The sequence below is a fragment of the Paraburkholderia sp. MM5496-R1 genome (assembly GCF_050436205.1).
Lineage (GTDB): Bacteria > Pseudomonadota > Gammaproteobacteria > Burkholderiales > Burkholderiaceae > Paraburkholderia > Paraburkholderia tuberum.
Genome location: NZ_JBNDLT010000001.1, coordinates 1226031 through 1250292, shown reverse-complemented (window position 1 = coordinate 1250292; position 24262 = coordinate 1226031). Strand labels below are relative to the sequence as shown.

Here is a 24262-nt window from a genome sequence, read left to right as displayed (position 1 = left end):
ACTTCGGGAAGCTCCACGAAGACGCAACGCGCGACTGTTGCGCGAAAACCTGATTTCGGGGTCGTTCTCGCCTCAGCTCGCTGCATTTAGCCCTTCACGCGTTCCGATCGCGGATCGTATGGCGCCCTAAGATGCACGGTTGCCCTCACCTGTTCACCCGCCACGTCGATCGTATAGCGGCCTTGCGTGAGCCACGCAGCATCGGCGGCACCATCGGCACGGTTCACGAAACCCATTGCAACCGGACATCGCAATGTATGCCCAAACGCGGCTGAGGTTACCGCCCCTACCGGCTTGCCGTCGCGCAAGATTGCTTCGCCACCCCACAGCATCAGATGTTCGGCGCCGTCGACCGTCAGGATCGCGAGACGCCGGCGCAGCGGCGCCTCGCGCAGACGCAGAAGGGCGTCGCGACCGCGGAAGGCGATGTCCTGGTCGAGCTTGCAGGCGAACGCCAGGCCTGCCTCGAACGGATTGCAATCCGGCGAAAGCTCGCGGCCCCAGGCCCGATAGCCTTTTTATGACGCTATCGAGCGACGACATTCGCTGCGTCTCGAGCATACTGCGTGGGCGGCAGACCGACATGACGCGTGAACGCGACGCTGAATGCGCTCGCCGAGCCGTAACCGACACGTTCCGCGATCACTGCGATGCTGACTTCGTTCCGGCGCAGCAGGCTCCTCGCGACGGCCATGCGCCACGACAACAGATACTCCATCGGTGCCACGCCGACTGCGCGGCTGAATCGATCGAAGAAAGAGGACCGTGAAAGCGCGGCGGTTCTTGCGAGTTGTGCGATCGTCCAGGGCTTGTGCGGACTCTCGTGCATATGACGGATGGCAAGCGCGAGACGGGCGTCGGCGAGGCCGCGGACGAGTCCGGGCGAGGCCCCCGTCCCCGTGGCTCGCAACGCTTCAATGAAGAGCACCTCGAGCAGTCGCGCCAGCACGACCTCGCGCGCGGGCCGCTGCGCGCGCGATTCTTCCCTCACGAGCTTGACGAGCGTCGCCAGCCGGGGTTCACCGCGCACGTGCGCGAGCTTGGGCAAGAGCGAGACAAGCAAGGCCGCATCCGGCGAACCGAACGCGCAGAGGCCCGCAAGCCATTGGGCTTCTGGCGCGACCGATGCATCGCCGAAACGAAAGCTGCCGTCGGGCAGTGCCGCGGGCGCGATATCGGAGACGTCGTCATCGTCGGGCGGGTTGATGCTCGTCATCGTGAAGCTAAAAACTTCGGGCACGAGCACGAAGTCATCGGCCTGAAGAATGAGCGGCTCGCAACCATTGACGGATAGACGGAAGGAACCTTCGAGCACCACGCAATAGAACGGCTGGCCGACTTCCGTGCGGCTCGCGCGCCAGCGCCCGGCGCCGCTCAGCACTTTCGAGAACGTGGGCGTCGGCCTCAGCAATGTGACGATTTCGGCGAGCGGGTCGATCATGATCGGACGATTTCGAATGAAACCTGGACGCTCAATTGTAGCGAGTCCCGGTGGTCAGGACTTATTGTGTTGGGACTGTCACCAACCACAGGATTCGACATGAAGACCGTCTTGATTACCGGTTGCTCGTCCGGCTTTGGCCTCGAAATCGCGCGTTATTTTCTGGATCGCGACTGGCGCGTTATCGCCACGATGCGCGCGCCACGCAAAGACCTCTTGCCGCGCTCCGATCGTCTTTCGATTCTCGCCCTCGACGTGAAGGACCCGCAAAGCATTCGCGCCGTCGTCGATGCCGCCGGTCGGATCGACGTGCTCGTCAATAATGCGGGTATCGGTTTTCTGAACGCGCTCGAAGGAACGCCGATGGACACCGTGCGCGATATCTTCGAGACCAACACGCTCGGTACCATTGCGATGGCGCAGGCCGTGTTGCCGCAGTTCCGCGAGCGCCGCGAAGGTGTGATCATCAATGTGACGTCGACCGTCACCTGCAGACCGCTGCATTTGCTGTCGGTCTACACCGCGAGCAAGTCCGCGGTCAACGCGTTCAGCGAATCGCTCGCGCTCGAACTGGAGCAGTTCAATGTGCGCGTGCGTGTCGTGCTGCCGGGACGCGCGCCTTCCACCCGCTTCGGCGAGAACGCGCAGGCACGTATGAAAGACGGATTCGCCGAGCCGTACGGCGCGCTCGTGGAGCAGATTTTCGCAAACTGGCAGAAAGAAACGGCCGTCACGCACGCATCGGATGTCGCCGAAGCGGTTTGGCTCGCAGCGACCGATTCATCGAGCCCGTTCAACATCCCCGCCGGCGAGGACGCTGTCGAGTGGTACAACGCGGCCGCTAAATAGCACGAGTAAAAATCGCCGAGATGAGAGCCTCGGGCCTCAGACCTGGCCGATGCCGCCGTCATTCATCAAATCCGCGCCCGTCATATAGGAACTCTGTTCGGAGGCGAGAAAGAGCGCCGCGCTGGCCATCTCCTCGGCGCGGGCGAGTCGACCGATCGGGACCATGCTCTTGTACATGCTCACCAGATCCTCGCGTGTCGCCGACTGGGAGTCGAGAATCGGGGTGTCGGTGACACCGGGGCTAAGCATGTTGACGCGAATGCCGCGATCCTTGAATTCGGCGGCCCAGGTGCGGGCATAGGAACGCAACGCGGCCTTGGTCGCCGCGTAGGCGGTATGACCAGGGATGCCCATGACGTGCATGGCCGACGAAACCAGGATGATCGACCCACCACCTGTCATCATCGGCAGCAGCTTCTGCACCAGAAATACCGGGCCGCGCGCCATGAGGTTGAATGCCTTGTCGAAATGCTCAGGCGTGATGGTGCCGATCGAAGCCTGCTCGGTAAAGCCCGCGTTCGACACGATGATGTCGACGACACCTTTTTCGCCCCTGACTGCCGCAGCGACACGGTCGAGGTCATCGAGATTCGCGGCGTCGGCCTGAAGCGCGGTAACGTTGCGTCCGAGCAGTTTGACGGCCTCGTCGAGCTGGCCTTGGCGCCGACCGAAGATAAAGACGTGAGCGCCTTCGGCGACGAATCGCCTGGCGATCGCCAGGCCGATACCGGTCGTTCCGCCGCTAATAACCGCGATCTTCCCTGTGAGAGTAGACATTGAAGCTTCTGCCTGTTGGTGAATGGAAGTGACATCGTAATTGCGGCCCCTGCGAATGATAATCGGCGGATTTATCATAAGATCCATTCACCGAGAGAATAGATCGCACGAGAGAAATACAATGGATCGGTTTCACGAATTGAACGCCTTCTTCGCCGTCGTTGAAGCGGGTGGCTTTTCCGCCGCGGCGCGCAGAACCGGCGAGTCACAGTCCGCGATCAGTAAGTCGATCGGCGCGCTGGAAAAGCGCCTGGGCGTGCTGCTATTCAACCGAAGCACACGCAGCGTGACCCTGACGGATCAGGGGCAGAAATACTACGAACGCACCAAGCCGTTGCTGGACGAGATTGAGGTGGCCGACAGCGAACTGACCAGCAGCACGCTGGATGTCTCGGGGCTGGTCCGGATCGCCTCTGCCTCTACGTTCGGTCGCCTGCACGTTGTTCCGCTCATTCCCGAGCTGCTGTCGCGCTATCCTGGTCTGCGGGTCGAGCTCGTGTTGTCGGATTTCGTACGCGATATGGTCGAGGATCGAATCGATCTCGCGATTCGAGTGGGCTCCGTCAACGATCCGGATTCGGTCGTGAAGCGGATTGCGAGCACCCCGCTGGTCTGCGTCGGATCGCGTCGCTATTTCGAGCAATACGGTGTACCGAAGGATCCTACCGAACTCGCCAATCACAATTGCCTGCTCTACGGCGGTCTGATGGAGTCGGCAAACTGGCCGTTTCATGGGCCACGAGGCCGATTCAGCGTACCGGTGCGAGGCAACCTGTCGTCGAATAGCGTCGAGACAATACGATCGGCCGTGCTCGCGGGCGTGGGAATCGGCCTCTTCGCGAAGCTCTCGCTCGCCGACGAACTCAAGCATCCCGACATTGTGACCGTGTTGGACGACTTCATTCGCGACGCCCGTGATGTAAGCATCATCTGGCCGAGGCGTCGTTTCGTGCCTGCGCGCGTGCGCCGGGTGACTGACTATTTTGCTGCTGCGCTGCCGCAGCGCTTGTAGGATCGCGACGTCCGTGAACTAAAAGCTGGCTGGCGGCACTGCGTGCGTCTGAATCAGTCGATTCCGGCGCGCACTTCAAACGCCGTCCGTCACGCAATGTTCGCGAGCGGCGCGCGTCGAGTGCCTGCGTCGCTCGACATCGAATCCCGCACATGGCGCGCGAATTCCTGTGCTGCTGGCTGAACCGTCGCGGGCAATCGCAGACAGATCGCGAACGCAGGCAGTGCAGGCAAGCCGCTGACTCGAAACGTGAGCGTCTCCAGATCGGCCGGCACCGTGGAGGCGAGCCAGGCCGTGATCGCGAGGCCCGCGCGCACCGTTGCGGCGGTCGCCTCGATGTTTCCGCTCTCGAACACCGTGCGCCACGCAATGCCCTCGTCCGCGAGCGCGCCGAGCACCACCGGACGGAAAGCACAACGCTCGTCTACCATCGACAGCGGCAACGGCCGCTTCTGCCATGCATCACTGCCGCGCCCCTTGACCCACACCAACGGCTCGATGCAGACCACTTCACCTTCGGCTTCGCTTGCGACATATTCGACCAACGACACGTCAACGCGACCGCTATTCACCGCTTCGCTCAGCTCTGGCGACGCCGCGCACACCAACGAAATTTCGACGTGCGGATGCGCCTCGGCGAATGCCTTCATCGCGGGCGCGAGCCGCGTCACGAGATCGTAAGGCACGCCCACACGCAAGGCGCCGCGCAACGGCTGGCCGGTCATGTCGGCCCAGATTTCATCGTTCAGCCGCAGCAGCTTGCGCGCCTTCACGAGAAACTGCTCGCCTTGGTGCGACAGTTCCAGCCGGCGCGTCTTGCGAACGAACAGAAGGCAATCCAGCACATCTTCGAGGCGCTTCACCTGTTGGCTCACGGCGCCTTGCGTCATGTGCAGCAGATTCGCGGCGACCGTCATGCTGCCGCTATCGGCGACGGCAACGAAGGTGCGGACCAGATCGAGGTCGAGGTTTCGGCTCATCTATGCATTATGCGGCGTAATGTACCGCATCAATATTATTAGCTTTCACGATGCCTTGACGATCCGTACAGTGCGAATTCACTGATCCGAATGTGCACCGATGACCTCGATTCTGCCGCTTCTGCTCTTCGTCGCCGTCGCGACCGTGACGCCCGGCGGCGCGACCACGCTCGCCGCCGCCTCAGGAGCACGCTTCGGCTTCGTACGCTCGATACCGCTGATGCTCGGCATCGCGATGGGCCTCGCCTTGCTCGCTGCGCTCGCCGCACTCGGGCTTGGCGGTCTGCTTCTCACGCTGCCATCGCTGCAAACGGCGGTGAGAACGCTCGGCTCCGCGTATCTGCTGTGGCTCGCGTGGCGCATCGCGCGCAGCGGGCCGCCAAACGCGAGCAATGGCCCCGTGCGGCCGGTTTCGCTCGTCAACGGTTTCCTGCTGCTCTGGCTCAACCCGAAAGGCTGGGCGATGACGGTTGGCGCGGCGGCGTCTTTCGCGCTGCTCGCAAACAATCCGAACCGCCTCGCGATGCTGCTCGGTGCAGCGTTCGGGGTGACTGCGTGCGCGTCGCTCGCGCTGTGGTGTGCGCTCGGCGTGCTATTCGCGCGGCTGTTTCGGACGCCGCGCCACTGGCGCATTCTCAATCTCGCGATGGGTGTGCTGCTCGCCGCATCCCTCATTCCGACCTGGAGATAAGCATGTCTTCCCATCCGTTCGCCGAATCGTTCGACCTTGAAGCCGCGTTCGCCGATGTGTCGGATCATTGGTCGCCGAAAGTTGTCGCACAGGTCAACGATCGGTACGTGAAGGTCGCGAAAGTGCGCGGGCAGCTCGTCTGGCACGACCACGAGCACGAGGAGCTTGCCGAAGAACACGAGCACCCCGATATCGAGACCTTGCTGGATGAATCCATTCGAGACGCCGGAGACGTCGGCATCGTCTGGCCGAGGTGCCGTTTCGAGCGTGCATGGCGCCTCCGCTCGAGTCGACGCTGAAAGGCGTGCTCAGTGCAGTTTGACGTGCGGCGCAGTGCTTCGACGGAGCCGATGCGCGAGGGTATTGACGATCATGCGTGCATAGCCATGCAGCGCTGCAACGTGCATCCGATACAGCGACAAATACATGAAGCGAGCAAGCAGTCCGTCCACGAGCATGCTGCCGCCGATAAGACCTCCCATCAGACTCCCAACCGCATTCGCGTGCCCGAGCGACACTAGCGAGCCGAGATCGCGATAGGCAAACTCCGGAAGCTTTTTCCCCTCGATGCGTCGCGCAAGTGCCTTGACTAAAAACGATGCCTGCTGATGAGCCGCCTGGGCGCGCGGTGGAACATTGCGCTCGAAACCCAACCATGGACAGGCCGCGCAATCGCCGAATGCGAATATATGGTCGTCGAGATCCGTTTGAAGCGTGCGACGCACACTGAGTTGCCCCAGATGATTGACGGTCAGCCCATCGAGCATTGAAAGCACCGCGGGCGCCTTGATGCCCGCGGCCCACACCGTGAGATCCGCACGTATCGTCTTGCCGTTTTTCGTGCGGATGAGTCCGGGCGCGACCTCCGCGACCCGCTCGTCGACCATCAACTTGACATTGAGTTTGTCCAGCAGTCCGGCAGCTGCGGTGGACACGCGTTCTTTCAACGCTGGCAGAATCCGCGGCCCAGCTTCAATGAGCACGATCCCGACGTCGTGTGTGGGGTCGAGCCGATGCAAGCCGTATGATGAAAGTACCTTCGCCGTATTGCGCAATTCGGCGGACAATTCCACGCCCGTAGCGCCCCCACCAACTATCGCGACCTGAACACGAGGCGCGTGATCGACCGGCACGCCACATGCACTCCGCTCACCGGCGTCTCGTTGTTGTTCGGCGCGAATGCAAGCTGAAATCAGGCGCTTTCTGAAGCGTTCCGCTTGAGCGACGTTGTCAAGCGCGAGCGAATTTTCCGCCGCGCCCGCCACGCCGAAGTAGTGCGTTGTACTACCGATGGCAAGAATCAACGAGTCGTACCCGATTCGGCGCGGCGGTACCAGTTCGGTTCCGTCGTCATCGAGCAGTGGCGCAAGCAGGACCTGCCTCGAGCCACGATCCAGTCCGACAAGTTCGCCATGGATGAACTGGAAGCCGTGCCACTGGGCTTGCGCGGCGTACGCCAGTTCCTGTGCGAATGGGTCCAGACTTCCTGCTGCGACCTCGTGCAACAGGGGCTTCCAGATATGCGTCGGGTTGCGGTCGATCAACGTAATGGAGGCACGTTGCGCCCCGCTTCGCCGACCACCATAACGATCGCCTAGCCTCGTTGCGAGTTCGATGCCACCCGCCCCTCCTCCCACGATCACAAAACGATGCATGCAGATTCTCCCTGGACGACGACGCGCGGTACGGAAATCCAACACAACGGTTGAGAACAACTATCGCAGAAGCCCGACGGCAGGAAAATCTCATAGTTCTGATGGCTGCCTTCAGGTTTTCTGATTGAGAGATCTCCTACTGACCTCGCCCTCAACGGCGTACTCGCACTGTCTGGAATCCCCTCCAGGTTCACACGCACGATGCCCGAGACCCGGCGCGCGACTTCACTTCGGCGCAGTCGGCTCGCCGCGATGGCCAGGCGCTCGAACGTACTGCTAAACGCAGTTCGGCGCCCTTCCACTCGGCGTGGTCGTCAAAGGGGTGATCGTAGGTGTAGGTGCCGCGCTGATGGCTGGGGGTCGTTCTTCGCCAGATCTGTGGTGATCAGGATGAAGCCATCAACGTTCAGACTTTTGGTCGATGGATTGATGCCGTCGGCAGGTATCTCATCGTTGTGGGCCGCAATGGCACGATGACTGCGTCGCCGAACTCGCTGAAACAGGCGCCATCGCAGCTAGCAAAAAGATGCCTTGCGACGCCGCCGCCAGTTCGCAGATAGCGTCGCTGATGCAGTTCATTCGGTCTTTATTCTCCAATGCGCTTGAAGCTGGCGTAGTAATCGTCGGTGTAATAGCACTCGCCGGTTTGCTTGCGCGGCCCACCACATACGATCCGACGCTGCCCCCGATCCGTCGCGCCTGGTGTGCGAACCGTATAGGTGTGGTAGTAACCGCGCGGATGCTTCGGCAGCAAAGCCGCACTGTTACGAAACAAGACGCCGTCATCGCTAAACGGGAAGGGGCCGCCCGCTTTGATCAGTCGCAGTGTTTCGGCCGCTTCCGCCGGCAACTGCGCCTTGGTGACGGTGACCAGCGCGCCCGTTCCTTGGGCGCCTGATGCAGCGGTTGCAGCGCTCGCACCCTGTGCTGGCTGAACCGGCGCCGAGCTCGCGGATGCGCCCGATGCCTCAGTGGCGCTTTGCGGTCCCTGCTTGCCGCATCCGCCGAAGATCGCGCTCAACGCGACGATGCAGGAGACAGCCCACGCTCTCTTCACGAAACGGTTCTCCCTTCGTTGACCAGCACCCGACGACCTGGATAGACGTAAAGGTATCGCTAATGACGGAGCGAATCAACGATCCATCGTAGACCCGTGCCTTCATGCGCGCGAGAATCGTGGTTTAACGATGGTTTCCACGCCTGCAGCGGAGTACGAAATGGACGATCCCTATGATCTTCAGCGCTTCCTCGATGCGCAAGAGCCGGTCTACGACCAGGTATGCGATGAACTGAGGCACGGACGCAAGCGAAGCCACTGGATGTGGTTCGTGTTTCCTCAAATCGAGGGGCTCGGAACCAGCGCAATGGCTCAGCGATTCGCGCTTTCGTCGCTGGACGAAGCGCAAGCCTATCTGCGCCACCCGATACTCGGCCCACGGCTGCGCGAAACGACGCACCTGGTCAACCTCGTCAGCGACCGCTCCGCCGAGGAAATATTCGGGTATCCGGATGACCTGAAGTTTCGCTCGTCGGTCACCTTGTTCGCGCGCGCCACGAACGACAACGACGTATTCATCGAAGCTTTGCGCAAGTATTTCGGCGGAGAAGCCGATCCGCGGACCCTCCAGCTGCTCTAGACCATTTTGGTAGCGGTCCCGCGCACGCGGGGCGCAGCGGACCGCGCAATTCCGCTCCCCGTGCAGTGCGTGGTCACTGCCCGCTCACATCGGCTGCACGGGATCGAAAGAGCAGCAGGTGATCCGTGCCGGATTCGGACAGCCAGACCTCGCCCGGACGACCCATCATCTGACGCACGTTCGCGTGGTCACGCGGCAGCCGCAACACGTCGAACCGCTCGGCACGCGGATCGAAGCGCACTAGCGCATTAGCGCTCCATTCGCTGAGCCAGACGATGTCCTGGTCGTCGACGAATATTGCATACGCGTGCGGATCGTTGCCGGGCAGTCGCCATTCGCGCCAATGATGCGTGCCAGGATCGTACACGCCGACTTTTCCGGCGTTCCACTCGCTGACCCAGATGCGCCCCCTGGAATCGGCCCAGACGCGGCGCGCGCCCTGATTCGACGTTGGTGGCTCGATGACCTGTGCCGCGCCCGTGGTCGGGTCGATGCGACCTACGTAATTTCCCGCCAGCGAAGCGAAATACAGATCCCCGGAGCGGGTCACGCAGATACCGTAGGGCCCGGCGCCGCGTGGGGCATCAAAGACGCGCATGCGCGATCGCTGCGGATCGAGTTCGCCGTAGATACCACTTTGCCCCGTAAACCACAGATGCCCCTGTTTGTCGAACACGGCGGTATTCAGATTGGCATCTGGCCGGTCCTTGGGTAGCGGAAAACGCGTGACGGCGAGCGTCTTCGGATCGATACGCACGATTGCGTTCTGGCCGCCGTCAGTGACCCACGCCGCACGATCGGGGCCGACGATCACGCCATGTGGCGCCGATCCGGCGCCGAGTGCGATCGTGTCGGTTCTGCCGCTGCGCGGGTCCAGCCGCCCGACCGCTCCCCGCGCCTGCGCGGTGTACCACACGGTGCCGTCATGCGCCGGTGCGACGTCATGCGGTGCGCTGCCGGCCGGGACGGCGAAGCTCTCGAACGACGGCGGCTGTGCTTGAGCCTGCGCGAGGCCAAGGTTGTCTGTGCTGATCGCGCAAGCGATGGCGTAAAGAGCCAGGGCAATCGCAGACCGGGCAGTGGATTGCGGGGCAAGCTTCGGAAAATGTTTGAAGTCCAAGCGGGCAAAATCCATCATCGCACGAAGTCGCTCGAGCGCCGCATGCCCCGGATGGATCGCGAACATCCACCAAAGAAGCCCCACAAGTAACAGCAGAGGAATCAGCATGGGTGGTCTCCATCGCTGCTTGTGCCAGCTAACGTATCACGAATGCCACTTGCCAAGGTCAACCCGACGTTTCAATGCTTGGCGGCATGCGCTTCCTCGACGTTGTCGAAAGTGCGATTCGCCGGGATATTCGTTGCCGGGTTTGCGTGCAATGGAACCGCACCAGGGTAAATACAGATTCGATTGCTCAAAAAGCTTTATAGAATGGCCGATATTAGCAAGGAGCAATACTGCTTGCTATAGATTAATCAAAGATACCCCGCAGAACCCGGAGACGCCATGCAGATCGACTACCAAACGATGCGGTTCGACTACGAGCGAGCCGCCGACCACGATGCCGGTGCACCGCTCACCTATCCGGTCGTGGTGATCGGCGCTGGCCCGGTCGGGTTGTCAGCGGCCATCGATCTGGCCCAGCAGGGCGTTCGCACCGTACTGCTCGACAATGACGACACGCTGTCGAGCGGTTCGCGCGCAATCTGTTTTGCGAAGCGGACGCTGGAAATTTTCGATCGACTCGGCTGCGGCAAGCAGATGGTCGACAAAGGCGTGAGCTGGAACGTCGGCAAGGTGTTCCTGCAGGATGAACTGATCTATACGTTCAACCTGCTGCCCGAGACAGGCCACGCGCGCCCAGCATTCATCAATCTGCAGCAGTACTACGTCGAAGGCTATCTGGTAGACGAGGCGAAGCGAACCGCGAATCTGCAGATGCGCTGGAAAAGCAATGTGATCGGTGTGACCCAGCAAGACGACCATGTCGAGTTGCGGGTCGAAACGCCCGACGGCATTTATCCGATGCGCGCGCAATACGTGGTCGCCGCCGACGGCGCGCGCAGCGCGGTGCGCAAGGCGCTCGGTCTCGACAGTCATGGTCGCACCTTCAAGGACCGCTTCCTGATCGCGGATGTGAAAATGAAGGCGCCGTTTCCGACCGAACGCTGGTTCTGGTTCGATCCGCCCTTCCATCGCAACCAATCCGTACTGCTGCACAGGCAGCCCGACAACGTCTGGCGCATCGATTTCCAGCTCGGCTGGGACGCCGATCCTGTCGCCGAAAAACAGCCTGAAAAAGTGATTCCGCGCGTGAAAGCGCTGCTCGGCGACGATGCCGGGTTCGAGCTCGAATGGGTCAGCGTCTACACGTTTTCGTGTTTGCGGATGGACAGTTTCCGGCATGGCCGCGTGCTGTTCGCGGGCGATTCGGCGCATGGCGTGTCGCCGTTCGGCGCGCGCGGCGCGAATAGCGGCGTGCAGGATGCCGACAATCTCGCCTGGAAGCTGCGGCTCGTCGTCAACGGCGACGCGCCGCCGGCGCTGCTCGATACCTATGCATCCGAGCGCGAGTATGCGGCGGACGAAAACATCCTGAACTCATCGCGCGCCACCGACTTCATCACGCCGAAAAGCGCGGTTTCGCGGATGTTCCGCGATGCCACGCTCAAGCTCGCGAAAGAGTGTCCGTTCGCGCGGCGCATCGTCAACAGCGGCCGTCTGTCGGTGCCGGCGGTTCTGCGCGACTCGCCCCTGAACACGCCCGACGCCGACGCGTTCACCGGTGCGATGGTGCCCGGCGCGGCCAGCACCGACGCGCCGGTCAAGCTCGCTGGCGAACACGCCTGGTTCCTGAATCAGACCGGACACGGCGGCTTCACGGGTGTGCAATTCTGCGGCCCGGGAGACGACCTGACGAAATGCGCCGAACGGCTTCGCGCGCTCGCATGCCTCGCGGTGCCGGTTCACTCGTTGATCGTCGTGCCGCGTGGCGCGGCCGCGACCGCGCTGCCGGAGATGCCTCACGTCACGGTGATCGAGGACGTCGAAGGCATTGTCACGCATCGCTTCGATGCGCGGCCCGGCACCTTTTATCTGCTGCGTCCGGACCAGCACGTCTGCGCGCGCTGGCGCGCGCTCGACACCGCCTCGGTCGCCAAGGCCGTGGATCGCGCAACCTGCAACGGATAACCATCATGACCAAGCTGAACATCGAAACGAATATGGCCGATCCCGATGCGTTCTATGAAAAGCTCATCGACGCGCACAATGGACTGACCGACGAGCAAAGCCATTTCATGAACGCAAAGCTCGTGCTGCTGCTCGCGAACCACATCGGCGATGCCGACGTGCTGCTCGAAGCGCTGGCGCTGGCGCGCGCGGATTGACGACCGAGGCTCAGCGCCCGATCCAGCCGAACCGCCACGACAGCCGTCGTGTCGTGGCGAGCAGCCTCTGTGCGGTCGTGCCGTGCGTGCTGAAATCAAAGCCGCCCGACGGACCGATCACCGCGACCACCAGACTGACGCTGCCCGTATGATCGAACACGGGCGCGGCCAACGCGCCGATGCCCGGCACCGGCGCATCGAGTGCGTCATCGATGCCGTCGCTCACAACCTTCGCGCGACGTGCCAGATAGGCCGGAGCCAACGACGGCGGGCCCTTTTTCGGCGCCACGAGCACTTCCGCAACCGGCGCGCCCGCGAGTCTGATCGATTCCTGCGACAACAGCCCGACCAATACGTCGTCCGCAAGATGCGCGGCGAACACGCGCCCTATCGCCGTGTTGACGAGCGACATCACGGTGCCCACGCGCAGGCTCACGTGTTGTGGTCTCGCCGATTCTTCGAAACGGATTACCGTGGGACCCAAAGGTCCAAGAATCGCCACCGCGACGCTCATGCCGGACTCCGCCGCAAGCGTGACGACCTCCGGTTCGGCATCGCGAATCGGCGACATGCGCTGCAACGCGATCAGGCCGAGTTCCATGCCGAGCGGTCCCGCACTGAAAAGACCGGCGTCGTCGCGGCTCAGCAAGCCGACCTTGAGCAGACTCACCAGATGCGGAAACGCCTTGGCGGCGGGCATATCGGCGGCCGCGGCCAGATCGCGCAGCGACAGCGGACGGCCGGCGGCAACGAGTGCCAGCAGGAGCTCGCCTGTGTTGTCGAGCGCGCTGATTCCGCGCTGAGCTTTCGTGTCGTTGAGTTGGGGCGTGTTCGCGTCGGACGCGTCCGGGGTTTCGATCTGCATGATTCTCAGCTGGGTGTGACCAGCGCTTCGGTGATACGTCGGGAAGTTTCGAGCAACTGACGCGCGACCACACCGTCCCACGCGACTTCGATCGAGCCCGACGAGCCGACCGCCGTCAACGCGAGTTGCATCCGTTGATCGCCATCGAACACCGGCACGCTCAGACTGCTGATGCCCGGACTCGGCGCATCGATTCCTCGCTCGATGCCGCGCGCGCGGATCTCATCGAAACGTTTGCGCCACTCCTTGCTAGTCGGCCCTTTGGCGGCGCGGCCGCGCGCCGGCGTCGGGTCCGCCGAATGCGCCTGGCTTCGCGCCATTTGCGCGACCTGCTCGGGCGCGCAGAACGCGCAGAATACGCGGCCCGTCGATGTCGCTTCGAGCGACATCACCGTGCCGATGTGCAGATTGACATGCAGCGGCGCACCGCTGCGCTCGTATCGGACAATGGTCGGGCCCTGCACGCCCGCCACGCAGATCGCCACGCTAAGACCGATCCGCTCCGCGAGCGACGCCGCGTGGTCAGCCGCGATGCGATAGACCGGCTGCTGTTCGATATGCATGAGGCCAAGCCGCAACGACAGCGGCCCCGGCTCGTAGTTGCCGGTCAGGGCATCGCGCTTGACGAGGCCGAGGCGCGTCAGGCTCACGAGATAGGTATGCGCCTGCGCCGACGACAGTTGCGCCTCGCCGGCCAGTTCGGTCAGCCCGAGCGGTTCGCGCTGTCGCGCCAGCGCCTGCAGCAGACGTCCGCCGACCTCGACGCTCTGAATCCCCCGCTGTTTCTTTTCGCTTGTCGTATCAGCCATCGTGTTGTCCGCCCTTGACCCGAAGGAGATTCGGCCCGTCCGGTGTCGCCCGTGGAAGGCCTAGATGGTATCCGATCGGACCGTGCCGACCAACCAACGGAGTTTACCCTAGCTTAGTGAATGACAAGGTATTTTGTCATTGACAAATCACAACATGACGACGACTATTAGTCATCCCCCAACGAGTCGTGAGACGGAGACAGACATGGCGAAGGCTTTCGCATCCCAGGCCGATCTGGAAGAAAAGAAGATCACGTGGACCCAATTGTCGGAAAACGCGTATGCGTATACGGCCGAGGGCGACCCCAACTCCGGCGTGATCATCGGCGACGACGGCGTGCTGATCGTCGACACCACCGCCACGCCAGCCATGGCGCAAGACCTGATCGCGAAGATCCGCAGCGTCACCGACAAGCCGATCAAATACGTCGTGCTGTCGCACTATCACGCGGTGCGCGTGCTGGGTGCGTCGGCGTACTTCAAGGAGGGCGCACAGCAGGTGATCGCCAGCCGCGGCACCTACGAAATGATCGTCGAGCGCGGCGAAGCCGATATGAAATCGGAGATCGAACGCTTCCCGCGCCTTTTTGCAGGCGTCGAAACGGTGCCCGGTCTGACGTGGCCGACGCTGGTTTTCGAAAAGGAAATGACGCTCTTTCTCGGCAAGCTCGAAGTGCGCATCGCGCATCTCGGCTCCGGCCACACGAAGGGCGACACGGTCGTCTGGCTGCCGTCGCAGAAGGTGTTGTTCTCCGGCGACCTGGTCGAGTACGACGCGGCCTGCTATTGCGGCGACGCGCAACTCGAACAATGGCCGACGACGCTCGAAGCACTGCGCGCCCTGAACGCGGAGAAGCTGGTGCCGGGTCGCGGCCCCGCGCTACTGTCGCCGGCGGAAGTGAACAAGGGCCTCGATTACACGAAAGACTTCGTCACCACGCTATTGCAGGCGGGCCGTGACGCATTCAGGGACAAGCTCGATCTGAAGGGCGCGATGGCGCTCACGCGCAAGTCCATGGACCCGAAGTTCGGCAACGTCTTCATCTACGAGCATTGCCTGCCGTTCGACGTGTCGCGAGCCTACGACGAAGCAAGCGGCATCAGCCATCCGCGCATCTGGACCGCGCAGCGCGACAAGGAAATGTGGGACGCGCTGCAAAACTGATCGTACTGTGCATTCGGGGAAAGGCCGTTCGGTCTTTCCTCTTTTCCGTTCAAACCATGAAGGCGCGCTAGACGCCTCAGGCGCGCTCGTCTTCGCACAGGCGCGCTCCGCACCAGGAGCGAGACATGCAGCATTCCCTCGATGGCAACGCCATTGGCCACGCCGCGCCCGTCGCGAGCGACGATTCGATGTTCAGGAAGGTCGCGTGGCGCATCGTGCCGTTTCTGTTTCTTTGCTATGTCGTGTCGTTTCTGGACCGGATCAACATCGGCTTCGCGCAATTGCAGATGAAGCATGATCTCGGCTTCAGCGACGCGATGTACGGACTCGGCGCAGCCGTGTTCTACGTCGGCTACGTGCTGTGCGAGGTGCCGAGCAACATCCTGTTGGCCAAATACGGCGCGCGTAAAACCTTCATGCGGATCATGCTGCTGTGGGGCATCGCGTCGATGTGCATGATGTTCGTGTCGAAGCCCGCGCACTTTTACGTTCTGCGCTTTATGCTGGGCGTTTTCGAGGCGGGCTTTTTCCCGGGCATCGTGCTGTATCTGACGTATTGGTTTCCCGCCAGCCGGCGCGCCGCCGTGATCTCGGTGTTTTTCGCGGGCGTGGCGGTCGCGGGCGTGCTCGGCGGACTTTTCTCCGGCTGGATCATGCGCGACATGAGCGGCGTGCTGAACCTGTTCGGATGGCAGTGGATGTTTGCGATCGAAGGCGCACCCGCTGTGATTCTCGGATTGCTCTCGTGGCGCTATCTGGTCAACAAGCCGCACGAGGCAAGCTGGCTCACGCAGGACGAAAAAGAGCGACTCGTCGCGCTTTGCGCCCAAGGCCAGTCGAAAGACCACCGGCATGACAGTCACAGCTTCGCCGCCGCGTTGCTCAATCCGCACGTCTATCTGTTCGCGTTCATCTATTTTTCGCTGACCTGTGCGTCGCTAACGCTCAATTTCTGGATGCCGTTGATGATCCGCGATTTTGGGGTTCAGGATGTCGTGGCGGTGAGTCTTTATACCGTGGTGCCGAATGCGATCGGTGCGGTGGGTCTGATTCTGATTGCGCGCCGCTCGGATCGAACTGGGGAACGGCGTAAGCATTTTGCTTTCTGCACGGTGGGCGGGGGTCTCGCGCTCGCGGCGCTTACGCTGCATCTGAGCAGCTTTCCTGCGATGCTGGCTATCTTGTCGCTCGCTGCCATGTTGATTTTCGCGGCGCTACCGATCTTTTGGGCGGTGCCTACCAGCTATCTGTCCGGGAAAGCGGCTGCGTCGGGGATCGCGTTTATTAGCAGTATTGGGATTACGAGCGGGATCGTCAGTCCGTGGGTGATCGGTCAGATTCGCACGACGACGGGGAGTATGGATCTCGCCGTGTATCTGCTTGCGAGTCTGCTTGTGGTTAGTGGGGTCGCTTTGATGGTCGGCGTTAAGGGGGCGTGACGCGACGGTGATGTCGCCTATGCCGAGTCGTGGTGGTGCCGCTTGCCCGCGTAATCTGCCTTTAAATGGCCCGCCGAAGCGGGGCTGCGATTTCACGCTCTACCAATTTGCCATATCAAGCAAATCCTTTAAAAACTGATTTTGCGCTTTGCGAAGATTGTAGATGCACTCCTCTCGCAAAGCTGAAAACATCGATCCATCGTGTTCCGTTTTCCACTTTGCCCCGGCATTACGTGGTAATTCGCAGTACCTCACGGATGCATCTTGCGTTTCCATGTACTCGTCGAGCAACTTCGCATGGACGTTGCCGTTCCGCATGGTCGCACGCAACTTGTTATAGATGAATTTGCTCTGGACCGTCAGGTCTTTCTGTAACTCGGAATAGCACTCGGCGTCACCGTAACCGCCCCCCAAATGCTGCAGGCAATCCGAGTTCGACTTCGCGACCGCAAGACTAGAAAATAACACCCCCGAGATAAAAAAAACTATCATGATCCTAATGAGATGCATCGTAAACTCCTGAGACAAATAAACGAGCTTTGGCAATCCGGCGATTCTTGACGCCCCGATTCGTTTCCACCCGATACGTCAGGATAAAATCATGCATATCATCATAATGGCCAGAATTAACTTTTCTAATAATTTCGCTGGCGCCGTCTCCTGAACCACAGTTATATGCGATACTCATAAGGGCATCGTATTCGAACTGAAACAACGGAACCTTCACGTCAGCATTCAGACGTCTTTCTACCCATGTCGTTATACACAACGTCGCCGCCGGTCCGCGGCGGCGAGAAAGGCCGTTTACTTTCAATGACATAGCGCCGCGCTTGTAAACTGTCGGCGTTTGCCGTTTACTCTCCGCTTTTGAGCGGATGCCTTGGTCACCGAATCGACACCCTGGACGCAAACGGAATTCGAGCAACTGGACCTGGGTTGCTGACGTCGCTGTGCCAGACCTCGGCGAGTCCGCCGCGTGGCCGCGCTCCGGACACTGGTGGTGCAAATCGCACCACCCGCAAACCCTTGCCTCATCCCGGGTTCCATGCGATTCGATATTTTCGGCGCAACCCGTTGCACTCTTTTCTGTACCGCCGCAAATCCAATGCTGGCGTCGGTTAGCGGCGGTTTTGCACGCGTTTTGGTACGTGCGTAATGCTTAGTCTCTAGTTCCAAGTGCAACACCTTGAATGAGTAGGGTGTTGCGATGAAGAAGAACTACAAGCATTTGAGTGCGGAAGAACGCGCGGCGATCATGATCGAACATCGAAAGGGCGGCAGCATAAGATCTATTGCGGGGCTGCTGGGGCGCGTCGCTTCCCCCGGCGTCAGACTACTTGTCGTGTTATCTGAATCTTATAGACATGGTCCGGGGGCGGTAAAATCAGGGTGAATGAAAGCCTACTCAGCAGAAAGAAAAGAAGCGCTGGTGCGTCGCATGATGCCGCCGGAAAACGCGTTGGTCTCAGCGCTGGCCAGAGAAACGGGGATTACCGAACAGACGTTGTACACGTGGCGCCGACAGGCGAAAGGACAAGGGCTGGCCGTGCCGGGCGATGGGAAGAATCCCGAGGGATGGTCTTCGGAAGACAAGTTTGCAGTAGTGCTGGAAGCCGCCCCGCTCAACTCAGCGGAGCTGGCCGAGTACTGCCGGCGCAAAGGACTCTATCCCGAACAGATCGCGGCGTGGCGAGCGGCCTGCCAGGCAGCCAACGCGAATGCCACCGAGCAGGCACGCGAGCAGCGCCACCAGTCGAAAGACGACAAGCAGCGCATCCGGCAGCTCGAGAAGGAATTGCAGCGCAAGGAGAAGGCGCTAGCGGAAGCGGCGGCGCTGCTGATTCTGAGAAAAAAAGTCCAGGCGATCTGGGGAGACAAAGAGGACGATTGATCAACGTCCCGGATCGCCTGTTATGTATATCGTTGATACGCGAGGCGGCGCAGTCAGGCTGCCGGCTGGAGAAGGCTTGCGACGAGTTGGGCGTGAGCCTGCGCACGTTTCAGCGCTGGGTCGGTGACGGTGACACGGTACGTGCCGATGGTCGTACCACGACCGAACGGCCGCCGCCGGGCAACCAGTTGAGTGAGGCTGAACGGCAACAGATTCTTGAGGTAGCCAATAGTGCGGAGTTTGCCAGTCTGCCGCCCAGCCAGATCGTGCCGAGGCTGGCCGATCGCGGCGTGTATGTCGCATCGGAATCGAGCTTTTACCGCGTGCTGCGCAGCGCCTCGCAGCAGCACCATCGTGGTCGTGCGCGCAAGCCCTCGACCCGGGTAGTGACCAGTCATTGCGCGACGGCGCCCAATCAGGTCTGGTCGTGGGACATCACCTGGGTACCTGCGGCGGTCAAAGGACAGTATTACTACTGGTACATGATGCTGGACGTGTTCAGCCGCAAGATTGTCGGTCACGAAGTGCATGAGGCCGAATCGGCAGAACTGGCCGCGTTGCTGATGCGGCGTGCCAGTCTGGCAGAGGGCCTGGCAGGACGTCCCCTGGTGCTGCACTCGGATAATGGCAGCCCGATGAAAGGTGCGACGATGCTTGCCACCCTGGAGAACCTTGAAGTTGACCCGCAAAAACGGACATCTATCCTTTGGAGAAGGAGGTGCCGATTATGGGCAAGCATCGTACCCCGTACCCGGCGGAATTTCGGGCGCAAATGGTCGGGCTGGTGAAGGCCGGACGCAGGCCGGAGGAACTGGAAAAGGAGTTCGAGCCGACTGCACAGACCATCTACAACTGGGTGGCGCAGGCTGATCGCGACACAGGTGTGCGGCATGACGGTCTGACCACAGCCGAACGCCAGGAGCTCACACGGTTGCGTCGCGAAGTCCGGCAACTGAAGATGGAGCGCGACATACTCTCTCACGCGGCAGCCTGGTTCGCGAGGGAGACGGGATCCATTCCACCGAAGGGCGGTACGGATTCATGAAAGCGAACCGGGCCCGCTGGCCCATCGCGATGATGGCACGGCTGCTCGGCGTCTCGACGAGCGGCTATTACACATGGCTGGTGCGGGAGCCCGCGATGCGCACGCGTAGCGATGCGCAACTGCTCGCGCATATCCGCACGCTCCATGCAAGCTCGCGCGGCACGTATGGGGCACCGCGTATTCATGCGCAACTCGCGCGCGAAGGCATACACGTGGGGCGCAAGCGGGTGGCGCGCCTCATGCGTATGGCGGGTCTGTGCGGGGCCCGGCGTGCGCCTGATCTGGTGCGCCGGCACTTCAGTGCCGAGGCGACAAACGTGCTGTGGGTCGCAGACGCGACCTATGTACCCACGGGTGAAGGATTCCTCTATCTGGCGGTTGTGCTGGATGTATTCAGCCGTCGCGTCGTCGGCTGGGCGATGTCCAACCATCTGTACACCGAACTGATGTTGCGGGCGTTTGACATGGCGTTGCAGCAGCGACGCCATGACGGTGTGATTCTACATTCCGATCAAGGCTGTCAATACACCTCCATTGCCTTCGGGCGGCGCTGCCGAGAAGCCGGCGTACAACCGTCGATGGGGACCACCGGCGACGCTTATGACAACGCGATGTGCGAGTCATTCTTCGGCACGCTCGAAGCCGAACTGCTCTGTCGCGAACACTTCGCGACCCACGAACAGGCAAGGCGGCGTCTGTTCTCGTTTCTGGAGAGCTGGTACAACATACGCCGCCTCCACAGCAGCATCGGCTACTGTTCGCCGCTCGAATTCGAAAACCTGCATGCGCAAAATCAAAGCTTATCGTCGCGCGGGTTGCCCACCGCCGGGCAGCGTCGTGGTCTTGACAGGCGACCCGCCGCCCGGCCGTGGACAACCTGCGATTTGATCTTATCGGGAGGTGCCACACCGCATTAAACTCAACTGCAAATCTATCCGTCGAACCGGGTCAACCTCACCTGGGGGTCGTGGCCTCGTTTAGCCGACCACGCGTGAGTAACGACAACCCGTACGCAGAGTCGCTGTTCCGGACCTGCAAGTATCGGCCCGACTACCCGCGCAAGCCGTTCGGCAGCGTTGATGAGGCGCGGGCCTGGACGCAGCAGTTCGTGCGCTGGTACAACCATGAGCACAAACACAGCGGCCTGAAATTCGTCACGCCGGCCCAGTGTCATAACGGCGTGGCGAATGCAGTTCTTGCGCAACGTGAGATCGTTTATGCGGAGGCCAGGCAGCGCAATCCACGGCGTTGGTCCCGATCGACGCGCAACTGGAAATTGAAGGATGAAGTCTGGCTCAATCCGGAGCGCATGCAACCGGAAGAACTAATGCAGTGCGCATGAGGTGACGCGACAAGTACGTTGACAACCGCCGGTTTGTGGAACATGAATCTGGAGACTGAGTCCCGGCCTAACATAGGCCAGGGGTTGTTTCGCTATGCACGCCTCCTAAACCACGCAATGCCCGTGAATGCAATTGCCAGTAGCGTACCCCTTGCAAACACGCCTCTAAAATTAACTGCGGAGAGCACATCGTGGACCGTCAGGTGACTAAAGCATCCTGGTGCAAATAGACAGTTCAGGCACAAAGCGATCACCCAAATGACGTACATTCCTGCTAGGCAAATACCCCACGCACCCAAAAACGCAATCAACCACCTGATCATTTTTGGCCGCTCCCGTAGGGAAATGGTGGAACAAGTGGACCAACTGCACTCTGGCCCACCCCTCCTCCAATCGTCCCGGCAATCACGCCACCTGTATTGAGGCTAAACAGATTCCATCCGCCACCGGACCAAACATCCGTCGAGGCCCAATTCCTTGAGTTGCCGAGAGTTGGTTTGAGTGTTGCATCGAACCATGACCCGACGGACTTCCCGAGGCCATAGCCCAAGCCAGATAGAGCCGCACTTGTAAATCCAGCGTTGACCAAGCTGTCACTTTTCCCATACACAACGTTGTTGATCGCCGTATCGGCAACTCCACCTGCCGCATTCAGAACCATATTGCCGGCTACGGCTAGGTTGTAACGCGTACCTATCGCACCGACCCCAAAGCTCACGCCCACATCAACCGGATTGATCGCTCCTTTCTGGTAATACTTAGAGCCCGCAGTAATCCCCGCGCTAATCGCTCCGGTGCCCACTGACGAGGCCCACATGCGCGAACCCAGCAAGCCACCCGAGCTGAAGATCGGCGCTCCGCCGCCGAGCATTTCGCTCGCGAGTGCTGCACGCCCGCCATTGACGAGCGCCGTGATTCCTGTCTTGATCGGCGCAGCCGCTAAGGTAAAAGCAGTCATGCCCGCTTCCAGAAACGACTGGGCACCCTTCGTTACAGCCGTGCCGTAATTCCCCGCATCCCAGTTCGCCCGTGCGGCGTCCATGCTGGTCGCCCCCACCATGTCGTGCGCGAACTGCTTGGTCGGATTCCAGCCGTCGGCGCCGTACTGTTTAGCCCGATCCCACACATACAGTAAGTTCTCGGAACTGCCGCTCCGGTCGGCCAAGCCGCCGGGCCGTTGATCGATTTGCGAGGCACCCAGTCCAGACGACGGGCCCAACAAAGTTGCGGCACCGCTGTAGGACGCAGGGGTGTTATCGACGAGTCCGCCATACACACCGAACAGCGCAGCGTTACTGCTGTATGACGTCTGCGGTGCGACGAACCCACTGCCCACTCCACCAAGACCACCCGGCAGGATCTCGCCATTCAGCGCCTCTATCGCCTGCTTCGTGTAGTCCGTTTTCCCGACAGACCCCGCCTGCACCTGATCGACGACCGTATTGCCAATCGTCGATGCGATGGCATCCATCGTGATCGCCCCAACATTGCGCCCAAGACTGCCGCTGCCACCACCGTTTTCCGTCGCACCTTTCCCGACCGAGACCGCCTGCACCCTGTCTATAACGAGGTTTCCAACTCCAAAGCCGCACTCATCTACCTTCAGTTTCTGTGAGAGTTTTGCGGATCTCCTTCACGAATTGCGCAGGTGACTCTGTCTCCAAGCTTGCGTTCGCAAGTCTAGATATCGCAAGCTTCACAGCCTCACGAGTCGCATCCCTCGGCAAATCTATATCCTCCCTGACCTCAATAAGCTCAGCCCAACGCGATAAAGCATCGAACGTTAACTGCCCCGTTAAAAAGCGATCGAGAGCCGATGCAAGACGAAGAGATGAGAGTTCGACAAGAGCGCTCTCCGAGTCCCACGGTAGCTTTGCAACCTCGGATTCCAGCACTTCAATTGGTCGCGAGAATTCAACTACGCTGTTCAACACCTTCATGTGGTTCATATTCATATCATTGCCCCGGAAAGAGTTTTGGGCCGACAGGGTATTTCGGTGCCACGTGGACAATGCGGCCATCCGGTGCATACGTGGTCTTCGTATAGAGAACTGTATTGCCAAACGCATCGACCTGCTTTTCGTACGCAACGAAAGAGCCTTGAATGTTGGCTGCTGGTGAATTTGCCTGGAATACCACTCCTCCGTTGGGCAGATTTCCGACACGGAAGTCTTGGGCATTGGCCGGCAACTTATCCAGATATCGATCCAGATTCTTCGCTTGGCTCTGAGTCAGGCCTTCCGCCAGCGAGTCTCCGGTACGCCAGATGTTGCTAGACGTGCCAATGGGGCCATTCTCGACGATATAGGAGACCAGGCCGGTCTTGGCCGCATAGCTTTCAACCGCAAAATAAGCCGTGTCGGCAAGTGCTGGAGCAACCGATGCAACGCCCTTCAGCGTCGCCCCGGCCAGCGGCATCGCTCCAGCAACCGCACCGAACTCCGTCAGCGCCGCTCCGCCATAACTTCCGGCAGAGACCTGCTGCGCAAAGGCACTGTGCCAGCCGCCAGCTGCACCCGTCGCCGCAGCGGCGACATCGCGATACTGGTTTCCCACCTCAATAAGAGGATCAACGATGAACTCACCCACCGCGCGCACGCCTGCACCGATCTTTTCCGACAGCGGTGCGGGACCTTCGAACACGCTACGTCTGTCGCCACTGAGTCCGCGCCAGAATCCACCCTCTGTCTGCGCCAGTGTCACACCAGACTCCGGCAGCGACGACACCGAGATCTGCGGATACGGCACAGCGTGACCTTCCACCTCCGGCGAGAGCGGCGAGCCTACAATCGATCGGCCATTGTCAGCCTGTATCAGACCATGTGCCGCCTGTGTCGTCAGGCCCAGGCTCGCTGCCGTTGCATCGAACATGCTGCCGGAGTTCAACTGCCCATTGGCCAGCCACGCAAACTGCTTGCCTGCGTCAACCGTATACGCACCCTGCACCATACCGTTGATGTCTCCACCCACGCCATACAGTGTGCCCGTATTTGTTGCCTGACCCGCGACGTTGTCGACCACCAGATTGCCAATGGTGCTGGCGATGGCATCCATCGAGATCGCGCCAACATCGCGCCCAATGTTGGCGATTACGGGCGACCGCGCGTGACACCCTACCGCATTGAGCTTCGTATTTTGGGCAACGACAGCAACGTGAACGCAAGCGCAAGCAACGTGCCCTTGACGAAGATGCCCTTAATACTCACCGCTCCGAGCACCCCTGCGATTCCCAACGTCTGGTAGCAACCAGCCACGAAGAAGCAGCTCAAGTACA

General features: G+C 60.9%; 21 protein-coding genes and 6 pseudogenes. 13 read left to right on the top strand and 14 right to left on the bottom strand.

Annotation, left to right across the window (positions count from 1 at the left end):
- Window positions 1–86: 86 nt before the first annotated feature.
- A pseudogene (locus tag OKW38_RS06075) lies at window positions 87–518 on the bottom strand (glycine cleavage T C-terminal barrel domain-containing protein); the annotation flags it as partial.
- A gap of 8 nt (window positions 519–526) precedes the next feature.
- Complete coding sequence (locus OKW38_RS06070) at window positions 527–1441, bottom strand: AraC family transcriptional regulator (RefSeq protein WP_429360490.1); 915 nt, start codon at window positions 1439–1441, stop codon at window positions 527–529.
- 99 nt (window positions 1442–1540) lie between these two features.
- On the opposite strand from OKW38_RS06070, the gene OKW38_RS06065 reads away from it, so the two are divergent.
- Entirely contained in the window at window positions 1541–2290 is a 750-nt protein-coding gene (locus OKW38_RS06065) for an SDR family oxidoreductase (protein ID WP_429360489.1), read from the top strand.
- A gap of 36 nt (window positions 2291–2326) precedes the next feature.
- Here the strand turns inward: OKW38_RS06065 and OKW38_RS06060 are convergent, their stop codons facing one another.
- Window positions 2327–3067, bottom strand: a complete 741-nt coding sequence (locus tag OKW38_RS06060) for an SDR family NAD(P)-dependent oxidoreductase (RefSeq protein WP_429360488.1) — start codon at window positions 3065–3067, stop codon at window positions 2327–2329.
- A gap of 121 nt (window positions 3068–3188) precedes the next feature.
- Between OKW38_RS06060 and OKW38_RS06055 the strand changes: the two genes are divergently transcribed.
- Window positions 3189–4079, top strand: coding sequence for a LysR family transcriptional regulator (locus OKW38_RS06055; protein WP_090811621.1), 891 nt, complete (start codon window positions 3189–3191; stop codon window positions 4077–4079).
- An 89-nt stretch (window positions 4080–4168) separates the two neighbouring features.
- On the opposite strand, the gene OKW38_RS06050 is transcribed toward OKW38_RS06055, so the two are convergent.
- The gene (locus OKW38_RS06050; RefSeq protein WP_090811623.1) at window positions 4169–5059 is read right to left on the bottom strand and encodes a LysR substrate-binding domain-containing protein; all 891 of its coding nucleotides are present in this window, start codon (window positions 5057–5059) and stop codon (window positions 4169–4171) included.
- Window positions 5060–5159: 100 nt separating this feature from the next.
- Here OKW38_RS06050 and OKW38_RS06045 point away from each other — a divergent pair, with 100 nt between their 5' ends.
- Complete coding sequence (locus tag OKW38_RS06045) at window positions 5160–5750, top strand: LysE family translocator (protein ID WP_090811625.1); 591 nt, start codon at window positions 5160–5162, stop codon at window positions 5748–5750.
- A gap of 2 nt (window positions 5751–5752) precedes the next feature.
- Window positions 5753–5914, top strand: a pseudogene (locus OKW38_RS06040) (cupin domain-containing protein); the annotation flags it as partial.
- A gap of 144 nt (window positions 5915–6058) precedes the next feature.
- Here the strand turns inward: OKW38_RS06040 and OKW38_RS06035 are convergent.
- Together OKW38_RS06035 and OKW38_RS06030 are read right to left on the bottom strand one after the other, a co-directional pair.
- Window positions 6059–7405, bottom strand: a complete 1347-nt coding sequence (locus OKW38_RS06035; protein ID WP_429360486.1) for an NAD(P)/FAD-dependent oxidoreductase — start codon at window positions 7403–7405, stop codon at window positions 6059–6061.
- Window positions 7406–7991: 586 nt separating this feature from the next.
- The gene (locus OKW38_RS06030; RefSeq protein WP_429332468.1) at window positions 7992–8462 is read right to left on the bottom strand and encodes a ribonuclease; all 471 of its coding nucleotides are present in this window, start codon (window positions 8460–8462) and stop codon (window positions 7992–7994) included.
- 160 nt (window positions 8463–8622) lie between these two features.
- Between OKW38_RS06030 and OKW38_RS06025 the strand changes: the two genes are divergently transcribed.
- Window positions 8623–9042 carry a DUF1810 domain-containing protein gene (locus OKW38_RS06025; RefSeq protein ID WP_429360484.1) on the top strand — a complete coding sequence of 140 codons (420 nt, stop codon included), beginning with the start codon at window positions 8623–8625 and terminating at the stop codon, window positions 9040–9042.
- 73 nt (window positions 9043–9115) lie between these two features.
- On the opposite strand, the gene OKW38_RS06020 is transcribed toward OKW38_RS06025, so the two are convergent.
- Window positions 9116–10270, bottom strand: a complete 1155-nt coding sequence (locus tag OKW38_RS06020; protein ID WP_429360482.1) for a virginiamycin B lyase family protein — start codon at window positions 10268–10270, stop codon at window positions 9116–9118.
- A gap of 279 nt (window positions 10271–10549) precedes the next feature.
- On the opposite strand from OKW38_RS06020, the gene OKW38_RS06015 reads away from it, so the two are divergent.
- Together OKW38_RS06015 and OKW38_RS06010 are read left to right on the top strand one after the other, a co-directional pair.
- Window positions 10550–12235: an FAD-dependent oxidoreductase gene (locus OKW38_RS06015; RefSeq protein WP_429360480.1), complete on the top strand. Its 1686-nt coding sequence runs from the start codon at window positions 10550–10552 to the stop codon at window positions 12233–12235.
- 5 nt (window positions 12236–12240) lie between these two features.
- Entirely contained in the window at window positions 12241–12432 is a 192-nt protein-coding gene (locus tag OKW38_RS06010; RefSeq protein WP_013094246.1) for a DUF2783 domain-containing protein, read from the top strand.
- Window positions 12433–12442: 10 nt separating this feature from the next.
- Here the strand turns inward: OKW38_RS06010 and OKW38_RS06005 are convergent, their stop codons facing one another.
- Window positions 12443–13297 carry an IclR family transcriptional regulator gene (locus OKW38_RS06005; protein ID WP_187613054.1) on the bottom strand — a complete coding sequence of 285 codons (855 nt, stop codon included), beginning with the start codon at window positions 13295–13297 and terminating at the stop codon, window positions 12443–12445.
- Window positions 13298–13302: 5 nt separating this feature from the next.
- A complete protein-coding gene (locus OKW38_RS06000) occupies window positions 13303–14106 on the bottom strand; it encodes an IclR family transcriptional regulator (RefSeq protein ID WP_429360479.1) in 804 nt (267 codons plus the stop codon).
- 205 nt (window positions 14107–14311) lie between these two features.
- On the opposite strand from OKW38_RS06000, the gene OKW38_RS05995 reads away from it, so the two are divergent.
- Together OKW38_RS05995 and OKW38_RS05990 are read left to right on the top strand one after the other, a co-directional pair.
- A complete protein-coding gene (locus tag OKW38_RS05995; protein ID WP_429360477.1) occupies window positions 14312–15271 on the top strand; it encodes an MBL fold metallo-hydrolase in 960 nt (319 codons plus the stop codon).
- A gap of 125 nt (window positions 15272–15396) precedes the next feature.
- Complete coding sequence (locus OKW38_RS05990; RefSeq protein WP_429360475.1) at window positions 15397–16710, top strand: MFS transporter; 1314 nt, start codon at window positions 15397–15399, stop codon at window positions 16708–16710.
- Window positions 16711–16809: 99 nt separating this feature from the next.
- Here the strand turns inward: OKW38_RS05990 and OKW38_RS05985 are convergent, their stop codons facing one another.
- The gene (locus OKW38_RS05985) at window positions 16810–17220 is read right to left on the bottom strand and encodes a hypothetical protein (RefSeq protein ID WP_429360474.1); all 411 of its coding nucleotides are present in this window, start codon (window positions 17218–17220) and stop codon (window positions 16810–16812) included.
- Window positions 17207–17635, bottom strand: a complete 429-nt coding sequence (locus OKW38_RS05980; RefSeq protein ID WP_429360472.1) for a glycoside hydrolase family protein — start codon at window positions 17633–17635, stop codon at window positions 17207–17209. The genes OKW38_RS05985 and OKW38_RS05980 overlap by 14 nt, the downstream gene beginning before the upstream one ends.
- Window positions 17636–17917: 282 nt before the next feature.
- Here OKW38_RS05980 and OKW38_RS05975 point away from each other — a divergent pair.
- The 4 pseudogenes from OKW38_RS05975 to OKW38_RS05960 all read left to right on the top strand — a co-directional run.
- A pseudogene (locus tag OKW38_RS05975) lies at window positions 17918–18031 on the top strand (helix-turn-helix domain-containing protein); the annotation flags it as partial.
- Window positions 18032–18103: 72 nt separating this feature from the next.
- Window positions 18104–19281 (top strand): annotated as a pseudogene (locus OKW38_RS05970) (IS3 family transposase); the annotation flags it as partial.
- A gap of 47 nt (window positions 19282–19328) precedes the next feature.
- Window positions 19329–20431 (top strand): annotated as a pseudogene (locus tag OKW38_RS05965) (IS3 family transposase); the annotation flags it as partial.
- Between the two features lie 173 nt (window positions 20432–20604).
- Window positions 20605–20988: pseudogene (locus tag OKW38_RS05960) on the top strand (integrase core domain-containing protein); the annotation flags it as partial.
- Window positions 20989–21307: 319 nt separating this feature from the next.
- Here the strand turns inward: OKW38_RS05960 and OKW38_RS05955 are convergent.
- The 3 genes from OKW38_RS05955 to OKW38_RS05945 form a co-directional block, all read right to left on the bottom strand.
- Window positions 21308–22459 carry a hypothetical protein gene (locus tag OKW38_RS05955; RefSeq protein ID WP_429360470.1) on the bottom strand — a complete coding sequence of 384 codons (1152 nt, stop codon included), beginning with the start codon at window positions 22457–22459 and terminating at the stop codon, window positions 21308–21310.
- A gap of 121 nt (window positions 22460–22580) precedes the next feature.
- Window positions 22581–22937 (bottom strand): hypothetical protein, encoded by a 357-nt coding sequence (locus OKW38_RS05950; protein ID WP_429360468.1) that lies wholly within the window; start codon window positions 22935–22937, stop codon window positions 22581–22583.
- 7 nt (window positions 22938–22944) lie between these two features.
- Window positions 22945–24042 (bottom strand): hypothetical protein, encoded by a 1098-nt coding sequence (locus OKW38_RS05945; protein ID WP_429360467.1) that lies wholly within the window; start codon window positions 24040–24042, stop codon window positions 22945–22947.
- Window positions 24043–24262 lie beyond the last annotated feature (220 nt).

Coding starts and splice junctions, on each gene's coding strand:
- OKW38_RS06070 (WP_429360490.1), bottom strand. CDS start 1,441: ATGATCGACCCGCTCGCCGAAATCGTCACATTGCTGAGGCCGACGCCC.
- OKW38_RS06065 (WP_429360489.1), top strand. CDS start 1,541: ATGAAGACCGTCTTGATTACCGGTTGCTCGTCCGGCTTTGGCCTCGAA.
- OKW38_RS06060 (WP_429360488.1), bottom strand. CDS start 3,067: ATGTCTACTCTCACAGGGAAGATCGCGGTTATTAGCGGCGGAACGACC.
- OKW38_RS06055 (WP_090811621.1), top strand. CDS start 3,189: ATGGATCGGTTTCACGAATTGAACGCCTTCTTCGCCGTCGTTGAAGCG.
- OKW38_RS06050 (WP_090811623.1), bottom strand. CDS start 5,059: ATGAGCCGAAACCTCGACCTCGATCTGGTCCGCACCTTCGTTGCCGTC.
- OKW38_RS06045 (WP_090811625.1), top strand. CDS start 5,160: ATGACCTCGATTCTGCCGCTTCTGCTCTTCGTCGCCGTCGCGACCGTG.
- OKW38_RS06035 (WP_429360486.1), bottom strand. CDS start 7,405: ATGCATCGTTTTGTGATCGTGGGAGGAGGGGCGGGTGGCATCGAACTC.
- OKW38_RS06025 (WP_429360484.1), top strand. CDS start 8,623: ATGGACGATCCCTATGATCTTCAGCGCTTCCTCGATGCGCAAGAGCCG.
- OKW38_RS06020 (WP_429360482.1), bottom strand. CDS start 10,270: ATGCTGATTCCTCTGCTGTTACTTGTGGGGCTTCTTTGGTGGATGTTC.
- OKW38_RS06015 (WP_429360480.1), top strand. CDS start 10,550: ATGCAGATCGACTACCAAACGATGCGGTTCGACTACGAGCGAGCCGCC.
- OKW38_RS06010 (WP_013094246.1), top strand. CDS start 12,241: ATGACCAAGCTGAACATCGAAACGAATATGGCCGATCCCGATGCGTTC.
- OKW38_RS06005 (WP_187613054.1), bottom strand. CDS start 13,297: ATGCAGATCGAAACCCCGGACGCGTCCGACGCGAACACGCCCCAACTC.
- OKW38_RS06000 (WP_429360479.1), bottom strand. CDS start 14,106: ATGGCTGATACGACAAGCGAAAAGAAACAGCGGGGGATTCAGAGCGTC.
- OKW38_RS05995 (WP_429360477.1), top strand. CDS start 14,312: ATGGCGAAGGCTTTCGCATCCCAGGCCGATCTGGAAGAAAAGAAGATC.
- OKW38_RS05990 (WP_429360475.1), top strand. CDS start 15,397: ATGCAGCATTCCCTCGATGGCAACGCCATTGGCCACGCCGCGCCCGTC.
- OKW38_RS05985 (WP_429360474.1), bottom strand. CDS start 17,220: ATGCATCTCATTAGGATCATGATAGTTTTTTTTATCTCGGGGGTGTTA.
- OKW38_RS05955 (WP_429360470.1), bottom strand. CDS start 22,459: ATGGATGCCATCGCATCGACGATTGGCAATACGGTCGTCGATCAGGTG.
- OKW38_RS05950 (WP_429360468.1), bottom strand. CDS start 22,937: ATGAACCACATGAAGGTGTTGAACAGCGTAGTTGAATTCTCGCGACCA.
- OKW38_RS05945 (WP_429360467.1), bottom strand. CDS start 24,042: ATGGATGCCATCGCCAGCACCATTGGCAATCTGGTGGTCGACAACGTC.